The 14,228-nt window shown below is 67.9% G+C and carries 9 protein-coding genes and 1 riboswitch; of the genes, 8 read left to right on the top strand and 1 reads right to left on the bottom strand.

Translation table 11 applies throughout. The features are described 5' to 3' along the window. The first annotated feature begins 224 nt into the window (after window positions 1-224). Window positions 225-1,901 (top strand): electron transfer flavoprotein-ubiquinone oxidoreductase, encoded by a 1,677-nt coding sequence (locus AC5P65_RS15270; protein WP_019661900.1) that lies wholly within the window; start codon window positions 225-227, stop codon window positions 1,899-1,901. Between the two features lie 64 nt (window positions 1,902-1,965). Then, window positions 1,966-2,367 carry a c-type cytochrome gene (locus tag AC5P65_RS15275; protein WP_021202094.1) on the top strand — a complete coding sequence of 134 codons (402 nt, stop codon included), beginning with the start codon at window positions 1,966-1,968 and terminating at the stop codon, window positions 2,365-2,367. Here AC5P65_RS15275 and AC5P65_RS15280 read toward each other — a convergent pair. Further along, window positions 2,361-5,960 (bottom strand): ATP-binding protein, encoded by a 3,600-nt coding sequence (locus AC5P65_RS15280; protein WP_478434372.1) that lies wholly within the window; start codon window positions 5,958-5,960, stop codon window positions 2,361-2,363. The genes AC5P65_RS15275 and AC5P65_RS15280 overlap by 7 nt on opposite strands. A 75-nt stretch (window positions 5,961-6,035) precedes the next feature. Between AC5P65_RS15280 and AC5P65_RS15285 the strand changes: the two genes are divergently transcribed. The 6 genes from AC5P65_RS15285 to AC5P65_RS15310 all read left to right on the top strand — a co-directional run bounded on the left by AC5P65_RS15285 (window position 6,036) and on the right by AC5P65_RS15310 (window position 14,226). Beyond that, window positions 6,036-6,674 carry a response regulator gene (locus tag AC5P65_RS15285; RefSeq protein WP_019661903.1) on the top strand — a complete coding sequence of 213 codons (639 nt, stop codon included), beginning with the start codon at window positions 6,036-6,038 and terminating at the stop codon, window positions 6,672-6,674. Window positions 6,675-7,052: 378 nt separating this feature from the next. Beyond that, window positions 7,053-7,823, top strand: coding sequence for a hypothetical protein (locus AC5P65_RS15290; protein WP_134729736.1), 771 nt, complete (start codon window positions 7,053-7,055; stop codon window positions 7,821-7,823). Between the two features lie 112 nt (window positions 7,824-7,935). Continuing rightward, window positions 7,936-9,921: a peptidoglycan-binding protein gene (locus AC5P65_RS15295; RefSeq protein ID WP_021202097.1), complete on the top strand. Its 1,986-nt coding sequence runs from the start codon at window positions 7,936-7,938 to the stop codon at window positions 9,919-9,921. 245 nt (window positions 9,922-10,166) lie between these two features. Further along, a complete protein-coding gene (locus AC5P65_RS15300; protein ID WP_329859195.1) occupies window positions 10,167-10,574 on the top strand; it encodes a glycine zipper 2TM domain-containing protein in 408 nt (135 codons plus the stop codon). 128 nt (window positions 10,575-10,702) lie between these two features. Then, entirely contained in the window at window positions 10,703-11,827 is a 1,125-nt protein-coding gene (locus AC5P65_RS15305) for a phosphotransferase enzyme family protein (protein WP_495215692.1), read from the top strand. A 43-nt stretch (window positions 11,828-11,870) separates the two neighbouring features. Further along, window positions 11,871-11,966, top strand: a riboswitch (TPP riboswitch). Window positions 11,967-12,036: 70 nt separating this feature from the next. Further along, on the top strand, window positions 12,037-14,226 hold the full coding sequence (locus AC5P65_RS15310; protein ID WP_329859197.1) for a TonB-dependent receptor: 2,190 nt from the start codon (window positions 12,037-12,039) through the stop codon (window positions 14,224-14,226). Window positions 14,227-14,228: the final 2 nt, after the last annotated feature.

Below are 14,228 nucleotides of genomic sequence, written 5' to 3' on the forward strand. Positions count from 1 at the left end.
CGGTCATCCGGGCAGCGCGTGCCGACCAGGGTTGGCCCCCACCAGGGCTGAGGCACTACGCTGCGCTGCAGCAATCATGCGGTGAACGGCGTCTATCTAGCTCGATCACGCGCGGCCCGGTACCCTGACACATTCAAACAACCGTTTCGCCCGTGGCCGCACGCGCGATTCCCAGGCACCGCCGGTGGCCCCGATGCCGGCCCTACCCACGAGTCATGCAATCGATGAGCGCTGAAGCCAACGCCCTGCCCCCGCGTGAAGTAATGGAGTTCGACGTGGTGATCGTCGGCGCCGGTCCTGCCGGCCTGGCCACCGCGATCCGCCTGCGCCAGCGCGCGATCGAAGCCGGTCGCGAGCTGTCGGTGTGCGTGCTGGAAAAGGGCTCCGAACCGGGCGCGCACGTGCTCTCCGGTGCGGTGATGGACCCGCGCGCACTGACCGAACTGTTCCCGGACTGGGCCGAACGCGGCGCACCGCTGAAGCAGAAGGTCACCCGCGACGAATTCCTGTTCCTCAGCGAGACCGGCGCACGCAGCACGCCCAACGCGCTGCTGCCGGAGTGCTTCCACAACGAAGGCAACTACATCATCAGCCTGGGCGAAGTGACCCGCTGGCTGGCGCAGCAGGCCGAGGCGCTGGAAGTGGCGATCTTCCCGGGCTTTGCCGCCGCCGAAGTGCTGTTCGGCGACAACGGTGAAGTGATCGGCGTGGCCACCGGCGACATGGGCATCGAGAAAGACGGCAGCATCGGCCCGGCCTTCGAGCGCGGCATGGCGCTGCACGCCAGGTACACGGTCTTCGCCGAAGGCGCGCGCGGCCACCTCGGCCGCCAGCTGATCGCCCGCTACAAACTGGACGAAGGCAAGGACCCGCAGGCCTACGGCATCGGCATCAAGGAACTGTGGCAGATCGACCCGGCCAGGCATGAGCCGGGGCTGGTGGTGCATGCGGCCGGCTGGCCGCTGGACAGCGACACCTACGGCGGCGCGTTTCTGTACCACGCCGACGGCGGCAAGGTCGCCATCGGCTACGTGGTCGGCCTGGACTACAGGAACCCATGGCTGAGCCCGTTCGAGGAGTTCCAGCGTTTCAAGACCCATCCCTCCATCCGCAAGCACCTGGAGGGCGGCACCCGCATCGGTTACGGCGCCCGTGCAATCACCGCCGGTGGCCTGCTGTCGCTGCCGAAGACGGTGTTCCCCGGGGGCGCGCTGGTCGGCTGCGAGGCCGGTTACCTCAACGCCAGCCGCATCAAGGGCAGCCACGCCGCGATCAAGACCGGCATGCTGTGCGCCGACGCCGCGTTCGACGCGCTGGCTGCTGATCGCCAGCACGATGAACTGAGCGCCTACCCGAAGGCGTTCGAAGCCAGCTGGCTGTTCACCGAACTGCAGCAGGCCAAGAACTTCAAGCAGTGGTTCAAGAAGGGCCAGACCGTGGCCACGCTGATGACCGGCGTGGAGCAGTGGCTGCTGCCCAAACTGGGCGTGCGCAACCCGCCGTGGACCCTGCATCGCACCCAGCCGGATCATGCCTGCCTGGAGCCGGCGGCCAAGCACACCCGCATTGCCTACCCGAAGCCGGATGGCGTGCTGACCTTCGACCGCCTCAGCTCGGTGTTCCTGAGCAGCACCAACCACGACGAGAACCAGCCCAGCCACCTCACGCTGAAGGACCCGAGCATTCCGGTGAAGGTGAACCTGGCCGAGTACGCCGGTCCGGAAGCGCGCTACTGCCCGGCCGGCGTGTACGAGTTCGTCGGCGAAGCCGACAGCGCGCGCCTGCAGATCAACGCGCAGAACTGCGTGCACTGCAAGACCTGCGACATCAAGGACCCCACCCAGAACATCGTGTGGGTGACCCCGCAGGGCGGCGGCGGCCCGAACTACTCTGGCATGTGATCGCCCCGGGCTGCGACCGCGTGTCGCAGCCCGGCGGCTCGACCGCACCGCTATCCTGCCGCCCATGCGCGCCGACCGCCTGCTCATTGCCATTGCCGTGTCCCTGCTCGCCACGGCCTGCCAGCGCCCGCCTGCTGCGCCCGCCACGCCCGAACAGGCCCGGCAGCAGGCCATGCAGCGCGCGTTCGAACTGTGCGCCGGTTGCCACACCGTGCAGCCCGGCGGCATCCACCGCTTCGGGCCGAACCTGCATGGCGTGATCGGCCGCCGCGCCGGCAGCTTGCCCGACTACGGCTATTCCGAGGGCATGCGCCGCGCCGACATCACCTGGAGCGCGCAGACCCTGGATGCCTTCCTGCAGTCGCCCACCCACGTGGTGCCCGGCACCCGCATGTACAACGCCTTTCCCAGCGCCGAACGCCGCGCGCTGGTGATCGCCTACCTGCAACAGCAGTCGGCTCAGTGAGCGAGGCGCTGCAGCTGATGCTGCAGCCGGGCCACGAACGCCGTTACGGCTGCGAACAACGGTGCCGGATCGGTTTCGCCCGCATCCTGCAGGCGCTCGACCAGTGCGTTGGCCTGCCCGGCCAGCACCGTCGCCCCAACCGCACCCAGGCCGCCGGCCAGGCGATGCAGGTGCAGCGCCGCGGTTTCGCGGTCGCCGGCCTGCACGGCGCATTGCACGGTCGCCAGATCGCCCTCGCTGGCCTGCAACAGGCTGTCGCGCAGCTGCTCGGCCACCACGCGTGAGCCGAACCGCCGCTGCAGGCTGGCCAGATCAGGCAGCGTCCCGCCATCGTCGGCAGCGGGTCCGGCCTGCGGCTCCACAACCGATAGTCCCTGCGCCTGCGGCAACCAGCGCAGCAGCGCGGCGCGCAGGGTTGCCAGCGACAGCGGCTTGGACAGTACTTCGTCCATGCCGGCCTCGCGGCAGCGCCGTGCATCGTCGTCCAGTACGCTGGCGGTGAGCGCCAGTACGGTCAGCCGCGGCTGGCCGTTGCGACCCTCGCGTTCGCGCAGCAGGCGGGTGAAGGCGAAGCCATCCAGCACCGGCATCCGGCAATCGGTGATGACCAGATCGAACGGCTCCGACGCCAACCGGTCCAGCCCCTGCTGGCCATCGCCGACCAGCACATGCGGCACACCCAGCTGCTGCAGGCGCCAGGCCATCATCGCCTGGTTGGTCGGATGATCTTCGATCACCAGCACGCGTGCCTCGCGCAACGCCGGCGGCAGCAGCGCCGCCTGTTCCTCCTCGGCGGCAAGCGCTTCAACATCGCCACGGCCGGCTTCCACCAGCGACAGCCGCACCTCGGCGCGGGTACCCTCGCCCAGCGTGCTGTGCAGCTCCAGTTCGCCGTCCATCATCTGCACCAGGCGCTGGCAGATGCTCAGGCCCAAGCCGGTACCACCATGGTCACGCTGGATGTATGCACCGGCCTGGGTGAACGGCGCAAACAGGTGCTGCAGCTGTTCCGGCGCGATTCCGATGCCGGTGTCGGTGACGCTCAGGCACAGCGGCTGGCTGCCGTCTTCGGCGGTCGGCCCCAGCACTTCCAGCTGCAACCGCACTTCGCCGCGCACGGTGAACTTGATGGCGTTGCTGAGCAGGTTGAACACGATCTGGCGCAGGCGCACGCCATCCACTTCGTGCGCCGCTGCCAGCTGTGGGTCGATCTGCACGTGCAGGTCCAGCCCACGTGCACTGGCCTGCGCCGACAGCAACCGGCAAACGCTCTCCAGCAAGGGCCGCAGCGGCTGCGGCACCGGTTCCAGGCGCAGTGCGCCGGCCTCCAGCCGCGAGTAATCGAGAATATCGTCGAGGATCTGCCGCAGCATCTGCGCGGAATCCTCGATCACGTCGAGAATGCGCTGCTGCTCGGCATCCAGCGGCGAATGGGCCAGCACCTCAAGCATGCCCAGCACGCCGCTCATCGGCGTGCGGATCTCATGGCTCATGGTTGCCAGGAAACGCGACTTCGCCTCCGCGGCCTGTTCGGCCTCTGCCTTGGCCGCAGTCAGGGCCTCGGCCTGCGCACGCGCCTCGCTGACGTCCACCCAGTAACCACTCCAGATCACCGCGCCCGCTTCCGCAGCATAGGGATGGGCCTGGCTGCGCACCCAGCGCGCGCCGGTGCCTTCAGGACGCAGCCGGAACTCGAGAATGAGCGGCGCGAACTGCCGCGCCGCCTGCTCGACCGCATGCAGGATGTGCTCGCGGTCATCTTCCTCGATGCGCTCCAGCAGGCAGGTTGCATCCTGTTCGGCCTGCTGCCGGCTGATCCCGAACAACGCCTGCAGGTCACCGGCAATGAACGGGAAACTGAGGGTTCCGTCAGCCGCACGGCGTGCCTGATAGACCACGGCGGGCAGGTTGTCGGTAACTTCGGCCAGGCGCTGTTCCAGATGGCGACGCCCGGCTACCTCACGGCGCAGCCGCCAATGCCCGATGGCGTGCACCAGCAGCGCGGTAAGCAGCACCAGCAGCAGCGGCACGCCCCAGCGCGCCACGCGGGTCCACTCGAGGCCGTTGCGGTATTCGACGGCCAGCCAGTCGCCGCGCAGGGCTTCGCGCTTGCGCGGGGTCATCTGCAGCAGCAGGCGGTCGAAGGTGGTGGCCAGGGCGGCATGGCGACGCTCGACAGCCAGCACCAGCTGATCGTTGAAGCCGGCCGGTGCGGCCACCTGCAGGCGCCCCGGGAAGCGGTTGCGCAGCAGGTGGTCCACCACGGCCAGATTGCCTATATAGGCGTCGGCGTCGCCATTGATCAGGCGCTGCAGGGCCTGTTCCGCGCTGCGCGCCGCGATGATCCGGGCCTGCGGTGCCTGCTGCAGCACATAACCACGCACGCGCTCCGGATCGGACAGCAGCACCCGCTTGCCCTGCAGGTCTGACAGGCCCAGCAGCGCCGGGCTGTCGCGCCGGCTGACGATCACGTTCGGCACGCTGATGAAGGGCTGGCTGAACACCCAGTCTGGGCCCAGGTAGCGCGAATCGGCCGGAATGCCCATTACCGCCTGCAGCTCGCCGCGGCGCGCCTTCTCGCGCACTTCGTACCAGTCATGGCTGTTTTCCACCTGCAGGTTGGCGCCAGCCTGCAGCAGGCGGCGCAGGTATTCGCTGGCCAGGCCGCTGGGGTTGCCATCCTGGTCGGCGAACGACAGTGGCGCCGCGTTCGGCGCGAAGCCGATCCTCAACGGTTGCTCCAGTACCCGCTTCTCGGCCTGGCTCAGCGCCAGCTGCGCCGATGCCGACCACCGCGGAGGTGGCAGCCAGCGCTGCGCCAGCGCATCGCGCTGGGCCTGGCTGGTCGCGGCCAGCGCCAGGTCCAGCGCTTCGGCCAGTGGCTGCTTGCCGTTGGGAATGCCGAAGTGCAGTCGCTCCGGCGGGAGATCGCTGGGGCGCAGCAGCACGACGCCCCGCAGGTCCTCGCGGGCGATCAGTTCGGTGGCCACATAGGCATTGCCGATGTAAACGTCGGCCTTGTCGTCTCTGACCATCTCCAAGGCCGCCAACGAGTTGTTTGCGACAAGCTGGCGCGCATGCGGAAAGCGGGCGCGCACCTGGGGCCCGGTCAGGAAGTCCTGCTCGATCACCACCCGCAGTCCGTCCAGATCGGGATTGTCGGAGGCACGCAGGTCGTCCGGGCGCCCCACCAGGGCCAGCGGGGCCTCGCCATAGGCGGCGGTGTAGACCATGCAACGGGTGCGGTCGGCACTGAGCCCGACGTTCATCACCACATCAATCTCGCCACGACATGCCGCATCCAGCACGGATGTCCAGTCGGAGTAGCGCCTTGCCTCCACCTTCACGCCCAACTGACGGACAAGAAGCGACAGATAATCCGGACCCAGGCCAACCTGTTGGCCATCACGGAGGGACTCGAACGGTGGCCAGCCACTGTCATACTGACCCACGACGATGCTCGGATGGGCGGCCAGGTACTCGCGCTGCAGGGGGCTGAGCGGCAACGGCCCGGGCGCCGCCTGCGCCAACGCTGCCGGCAGCGCCAGTACGACCAGCAGCAGGACCAGCCCGCGAACAGCCCAGCTACGCATCGGCGTCGATCTCCTAGAATCCTGCCAGGGACCGCGATGGTCGCGGCCCAGCCAGCCCGGTGGCCATACTAGAGCATGAGCTTGCGCATCATCATCGCAGACGACCACCCGGTGGTCCGTATCGGTACCCGCGCCGTCATCGAATCGAGCGGGGTGGGCCGCGTGGTCGGCGAAGCCGACAGCGCGCAGGCGCTGATGGCCCTGCTCGGCAGCCAGCCCTGCGACCTGCTGGTGACCGACTACTCCATGCCGGGCAGCCCGCAGGCCGACGGCTTCGCCATGATCGGCATGATCCGCCGCCGTCATCCAGACCTGCCGGTGCTGATGCTCAGCGTCTCCAGCAATCTGGCGATCCTGCGCATGGTGCTCGACAGCGGCGTGCTCGGCCTGGTCGACAAGAGTTCGTCGATGGACGAGCTGCCGCAGGCCATCCAGTCGGTCTACCGCGGCCAGCCCTACATCAGCCGCAGCCTGCGCGAGCGGGTCGAGGCTGCCGGCAGCTGGCGCATGCGCGAGGGTGACGGCAAGCCGCTGTCGCCACGCGAGGTGGAGGTGCTGCGGCTGCTCGGCACCGGCATGACCGTGAAGGAAATCTCGCTTCAGCTGCACAAGAGCGTCAGCACCATCAGCCGGCAGAAAGGTGATGCCATGCTCAAACTGGGCCTGAAGGGCGACGCCGAGCTGTTCGATTACCTGCGCGACGGCAAGATCTGAGAGCCAGATCGCACAAGAAGGGCATCTGGCACTGCCCTCTTTGACGGGCCGCCGATCTGTGCCAAGATGGTGGGGCATGAGTTCCCAATGCGAGGTCGAAGGAATCGACCGGCTCATGTCCTCGCTCCCGTCCCTGGTGGACGTGGCGCGGTTCCCTGCCGGCCGTCTGGCCCGGCAACGCTGACCATGGAGAGGCGCATGCAACATCCCCCCAAGCTACGCTGGACCCTGCCGTTGCGGCCTCTGCGCGCATTCGCGGCGTGCCTGCTCGTCTCTCTTTCCGCTGCCGCCTGCAGCGCCGCCGATCCGGTCCCCTCGTCCTCCCAGCCCGGCGCCCCTGCGCAGGCTGCCAATGCGCCCCGACAGGATGTTGCCACGATGCAGAACACCTCTCCCGACACCGCCGTTACCCCGCCCGACGCGCCGACCGTGATGTATTTCACCTATCAAGTGGATGGCGATGGCGCGACCTCCTATGAGGTCCAGAACGGCAGCGTGGCGACCTTCTGGTTCGGCCATACCTTCACCCTCGACGGCACCACGTATTACACGGGTTTCTCCTGGGATACCCGCGAGCACTACGGCAAGCCGGGCGAGCAGTCGCCGGCCGGCCCGGATGACCGCGCCAACCTCGCCGAGGCCACCTTCGTGCTGGCCGGCAGCGACGCGAACAAGCCCTGGAAGTTCCGTGGCCAGGAATGGACCATCGGCGCACTGGGCGCTTACGACAAGGCCGACGATATCGATACCCGGCGCAAGCTGCTTGAACATCGAACCGCCGACGGTCGCCTGCTGCTGGCGGTGCCGACCAGCAGCTTCGACCGCGGCATCAGCAGCACCGGCTATGCACTGCTGCTGTTCAACCCCAAGCGCAGCGAAGACGACGTGGACAGCAAGGTCTGGCGCTATGTCGGTTCGGTGCGTACGGGCGAGGACAACAGCGCCGCCTGCGACGAAGGCAACGTGATGCCCTGCACCGGCAGCGACGGCGAACTGGCCTTCGCTGCCGACGGCAACGGCCTGCCGCGACTGACCGTGACCTTCAAGGGCACCACCCTCGAAGGCCCCGGCAGGACCCGCACCCTGGGTGCCGGCGACACCGTGCACTACACCTTCGACAGCGCGACCCAGCAGTACCTCGCGCGCTGAAAGCACCCGCCACGCGCGGGTCCCCTGTTGACCGACATGTTCTTGACTCACGGATGAGTCCGGTTGGCGATTCGCGGCATGCGCCGCTCCATCAACCCCGAGGAAAAACGTCATGGCACAGCATGACTACAGCAGAAAGGAAGTCCTGGACATCGTCGAGCAGGTCGCCAGGCAGAAGAGCATTCCGGTCGACGACTTCATGCGCTTCGCGTACATCGAGACCGGTGGCACGTTCAACGAGCGCGCCCACAACGCGTCATCCGGCGCCAAGGGCCTGTTCCAGTTCGTGCCCGGGTCCGCACGCCAGTACCACCTGACCGGCCACGAGTTCGACCCCACCCGCAACACCGAAGCGGCCGCGCAGATGTACCAGGACAACCTGGACTCGATGGCACGCCGCAACGAGCGCACCGGCCACCCGTACCTGTCCGGCGGCAGTACGCCGACCGGGCTGGACCTGTACCTGGCCCACCAGCAGGGCAGTGCCGGCTATGGCTCGGTGCAGACCGCCATTGCCACCGGCACCTTCGGCGTGGTCCGCAACAGCCACGGCGACGAGATCAACATGCGCCGCAACGTGCTGAACCAGATCGGGTCGGACGCGAAGGCGCTGACCGGCCACAGCCTGGCCGAAATGCGCGGCATGAACGATGGCGACCTGGCACGGGCCTTCTCCAGCTACTACATCCACAAGTACGCAGCGATCAGCATCCCGGAAAAGAACATCGAACCGCAGGCGGTGGCACAGGGCCAGGCCCCGGCCGCGCCTGCACAGGCCAGCGCAGCCGTGGCGGCCGGTGCTGCCACGCTGGCGGCAACCGCAACAGCCGCTGCCGCGCCGAAACCGGGCATCGAACTGCAGGCCGCCTACGAGGCCGGCGTGAAGTACGACGATGTGAAGTACGCCATCAACATTCCGGGCCACGCGCTGTACGTACCGGGCAAGACCGGCAAGAACGTGGACCAGGGTTACATCGATTGCTCCGGCTGGGTCGGCACGCTGCAGAACCGGACCATGGACGAGATCAACCAGAAGGCCGGGCATGCGGTGTTCAGCAAGGCCGATCGCATCGACCTGGGCAACCTGGGTTCCGGCGGCATCGTGCGCAAGGCATTCGACCAGTCCGGCGTGCTGCTTGACCGCGACGCGATCCTCAAGCCCGGTGCGCTGAAGGAAGGCATGATCATCGGCCTGGATACGGCCAGGACCCGCCATGAACACTGGAACGGCATCGACCACATCGTGATGGTGGTGCGCGACCCGAACACCGACAAGCTGCTGATCAGCCAGTCCACCGGCAGCAAGGGCGTGCACACCATGCCGGTGGAGGACTACCTCAAGCAGGTGAAGGACCACCCGCACTGGAAGCTGTTCGCGTCCGATCCATTGTCCAAGGCCCGTGACCTGCTGGAAAACCGCACCCAGTCGCACGAGCAGACCCAGGGCAAGGCCAACGCCGAGCACAAGGCGGCCGCCACGCCGCACGCCGAACTGTACAAGCAGGGCGCACACAGCGAGGGCGTGCGCAAGGTGCAGGAGCAGCTGGGCCACCTGGGCTACGTCGGCGCCGACGGCAAGCCACTGGTCGAGGATGGCCGCTTCGGCCGCAACACCGACGCGGCAGTGCGCCAGCTGCAGAAGGACAACGGCCTGGTCGTCGACGGCATCGTCGGTCCGAAGACGCTGGAAGCGATCAAGGAAGCACGCGAACGGCCCTTGCTGAACGACGAGCGGCACCCACGCAATCCGATGTACCTGCAGGCCACCGAGGGCCTGGAGCGGCTGCCGGCAGGTACCTTCAAGGATCGCCACGCGCTGGAAAGCGCCGCCGCGGCCCTGACCAAGGAGGCGCATGCCGCCGGCCTGCAACGCATCGACACGGTGGTGCCGAGCCCGAACGGTGAGCGCCTGTTCGCCGTGCAGGGCACGATCGGTGACCCGGCGGCCAGCCGCGTGGCGGTGGAGACCCGTGCCGCCAGCGAGCAGAGCCTGGCGCTCAGCAGTGGTGCCGTGCAGGGCGCCCCAAACGTGCTGCACCAGCAGCAGGATGCCCAGCAGGAGCAGGCCCGGCAGGCACAGAAGGCGATGGGCGTCTAAGCCCGCAGCGCCTTGGGAGAGAAGGGAGGGCCACGTCCGCGTGGCCTTTTCCCTTTCTGCCAGCTGAGCGGCCGAGGCCGCTTTCAGCCTTGCTTCATGCCGCCTGCCGCTAGATGAATGCGCAAGCCGCACGGTGGACCAGGCAATGTTCCGGCAATGTTGGAACGCCAGCGTGGACACCACGGCAGCCGGGGCGCCCGCGCCCTCCCTGCCCAGCGTGGCATGCACCTCACAGGAGAACGAACATGCTCAGTACTTCCACACTCAGCTTCCGTGGTCTGGCGATGGCTCTGGCACTGGTGGCCAGTGTGGCCGTGGTCAGCGATGCCAGCGCGATGTCGAGGAAGGACAAGCGCACCCTGGTCGGCGCCGTGGTCGGTGGCGTGGCCGGCAACCTGCTCTCCAACGGTGATCCTGCCGCCACCGTGGGCGGCGCCGTGGCCGGCGGCGCGATCGGCAACCTGACCACCTCCGACCGCCGCGACCGTCGTTACTACGACAACCGCCGCTATGACGACCGCTACGATCGTCGTTACGACCGTGGCTATTACCGCAGCGGCTACTACGACCGCGGTGACAACCGTCGCTGGCAGCGCGAGCGCTACTACGACAACCGCTACTACCACGACCGCGGCCGCCATCGCGGCTGGTAGGCAGCGCGGCGGCATCACCGCAGCTGATGCACGGACGGGCGGGTCGATGACCCGCCCGTTTGCGTTGGCCACGTGCATGGCGTTGAATGCGCAGCCTTGGATGCGACTTTCCCCACCGGGGCTGCGGCATGACTTCTTCCTCCCACCGCGTGCAGGGCCTGAACAACGACGAGGTTGCTGCCGACTGGCCACCGATCAGCGCGGCGGACATTGCGTGGCTGCGCCAGCGCTACCCTCAGCTGGACGAGCAGAGCCAACCGCGCTGGCACAGCCCGCGGCCACTGTCGGCCGCCGCCATCGTCAATGGCAGGGACGGCGCGGTGTTCATCAAGCGCCACCACCACAGCGTGCGCAGCGCGGCCTGCCTGGAAGAAGAACACCACTTCATCGCCCATCTCGCCGCAGCGGGCGTGCCGGTGGTGCAGGTGCTGCCAGCGGCCGATGGCCACAGCGCCGTCGAGCATGGCGAATGGACCTTCGAGCTGCATGCGGTTGGCGTCGGTGAGGACCTGTATCGCGACGCGGTGTCGTGGTCGCTGCTGACCGATATCGCGCAGGCCCGTGAAGCCGGACGCGCACTCGCACAGCTGCACCGTGCCGCCGCCAGCTACCACGCGCCCCAGCGCAGCACCCATGTGCTGGTCGCGCGCGACGATCTGATCCGCGCCGACGATCCGGTCGCGGCCATCAAGGCAGGGCTGCACGAGCGCCCCGCGCTGGCCCGCTATCTCGCGCGCATTCCGTGGGAAGCGCAGCTGCAGCGTGACGTGCTGCCGTGGCATGCCGGCCTGGCCAAGCGCCTGCGCGACGAGCCGCGGCTGTGGGCCCACAACGACTGGCATGTTTCCAACCTGCTGTGGCGCGATGGGCAGATCAGCACCGTGCTGGATTTCGGCCTGGCCTCGCCCACCAGCGCACTGTTCGACCTCGCCACCGCGATCGAGCGCAACGCGGTGGCGTGGCTGGAGCTGGAGCGCGGCATGGAGGCGGTGCGCATCGATATCGCGCTGGCCCTGCTCGACGGCTACCGCCAGGTACTGCCGCTGTCGGCGGCACGCGTGCACCTGCTGGCCGACCTGCTGCCGATGGTCCATTTCGACTTCGCACTGTCCGAAGTGGAGTACTTCGAAGGTGTCACCGGCTCGACCGCGAATGCCGACGTGGCGTGGCAGCCCTTCATGCTGGGGCACCCGGCGTGGTTCCACAGCGCGCCGGGACAGGCATTGCTGCAGGCCCTGCACGCGGCAGCCTGAAGGGCGCCGGCTCGCAAATCCGTACCATTTGTAGTGAAATGGTCACCTGAAGCGGGGGTGCCTGGATCTGCCAGGCTGAGAGAGTCCCTTGGAACCTGATCCGGTTTGCACCGGCGTAGGGAGCTTTGAGCCGCAGCCACACCCCCGTCATGGGCAGGTGCACCTGCGCGCCGTCGCTTCGTCTCCCTTGTTGTCCGAAGACGAATCGAATGAACCGCTGCCTGCGCCCCACCCTGCTCTCCCTCGCCCTCTGCGCCGCGCTGCCGCTGCACGCCAGCGAGGCCGAGGCGTCCCCCGATGCGGCTGCCACCGGCGCCGAGCATTCGCCGACCGAACTGGCAGCGGTGCGCGTGCAGGCCGGCAAACCGAAAGCCGATACCTCGCGCGTGAACGCCTTCGGTGGCGGCAGCTGGAAGGACACGCCGGCCTCGGTGAACGTGCTCGAGCGCGACTATCTCGACCGTCGCCAGGTGCGTTCGCTGTCCGAGCTGGCCAGCAACGATGCCTCGCTCGGTGATGCGTATGCGCCGGTGGGTTACTACCAGAACATCGCCATCCGTGGCTTCGCGCTGGACGCCGCCACCGGCTACCGCTTCAACGGCCTGTCCATCGCCGGCGAACAGCGCCTGGCGCTGGAGAACGTGCAGTCGGTGGAGATCCTCAAGGGTGAAGCCGGCCTGGCCGCAGGCGTGATGGCACCGGGTGGCATCATCAACTACATCGGCAAGCGCCCGGCCGAAGTGCGCACCGCCACGCTCGGCACCGATTCGGAAGGCTCGCGCTACGTCGCCGTCGATGTCGGCCACTGGATCACCCCGCGCTTCGGCCTGCGCCTGAATGCCGCGTGGGATTCAAGCAATTCCTATGTCGAGCACGCCGATGGCCGCCGCAATTTCTACTCGCTGGCGGCCGACTGGCTGATCGGCGAACGCGGCAAGCTGGAGGTGGACGCCAATTACCAGACCAGTTCGCAGCGTTCGGTGTCCGGTTACCAGCTGCTGGGCGCACGCGACCTGCCGCGCGGCGTCGACCGCGAGCACCTGCTCGGCTACCAGCCGTGGCAGCGTCCGGTGGATATTGCCAGCACCAACATCACCGCGCTGCACACCTACGATTTCAACGACGCCTGGCAGTCCCGCGTGTCGGTCGGCCACAGCCGGTCGGTGATCGATGACAACGTCGCCTTCGCCTACGGTTGCTACTACGCCGTGCAATGCGCCGATGGCAGCGTGCCGGGCAACTACTTCGCGCCCAACGGCGACTACGACGTCTACGACTACCGCAGCCCGGACGATACCCGCCGCAACCAGCAGGCCCGTGCCGAGCTGCGTGGCCGTTTCGAGACCGGCAGCGTCGGCCATGAGCTGACCCTCGGCGCCGACTACTTCCGCCGCACCGTGGACAGGCGCCCGAGCGTCAACGAGTACGTCGGCACCACCAACATCCACGAAGCACCGGTGCCGGTATTCGCGCCGTCGCCGAAGATGCCTGGCCCGTCCGCACGTCGCCTGGACAGCCGCCAGACCGCCTTCTTCGCGCTGGACCGGATGAGCTTCGGTGACGACTGGCAGTGGCTGGCCGGTGGCCGCTTCGTGCGCCTCGATGAGCGCGCCTACGACAAGCGCGGCACCCCGCAGCGCCACAGCCGCCTGTCACGCTTCCTGCCGCAGACCGCGCTGGTGTGGAAGGCCACCGACCAGCTCAACGCCTATGCCAGTTACGTGCGCGGCATTTCGCTTGGCCAGGAAGCGCCGTTCTGGACCAGCAATGCCGACACCTTCCTGCCGTCGGTGCAGTCGCGCCAGCTGGAAGTGGGCGTGAAGTACGTGCCGGTCGAGGCGTTGACCCTGGGTGCGGCCGTGTTCCGCATTTCGCAGCCGTACCAGTACGCCAGGCCGGACAACAGCGACGTGGGCTACACCTTCGTCGAGGAAGGCACCCAGACCCACACCGGCCTGGAGCTGACCGCCAACGGCCAGCTGACCGACGCATTGCAGATCGTGGCCAGTGCCAGCGTGCTGCAGGCGCGTGCGCGCGACACCGGCACGCCGGCCTATGAAGGCCATCAGCTGGTGAATGTGCCGAAGGTGCGGGCCAGCGTGCATGTGGCCTATGCGCTGCCGTTCGTGCAGGGCCTGGATGTCACTGGCGGCTGGCGTTATGCCGGTGCCAACGTCGCACGTGCCGACGGCGGCGTGCGCGCACCGGACTACTCGGTGTTCGACGCTGGTCTGCGCTTCCAGCATCGCCTGCACGAGCGTGCGGTGACCTGGAACCTGTCGGTGGACAACGTGTTCAACCGCTTCTACTGGCGCGATACCGGCAGCAGCGGCGGTGACTACTACCTGTTCCCCGGCGCACCGCGACAGGCCCGCCTGTCGGTGACGTTCGCGCTGTGAGC

It is taken from the genome of Stenotrophomonas sp. YJH_SMC_48-3, assembly GCF_059369375.1.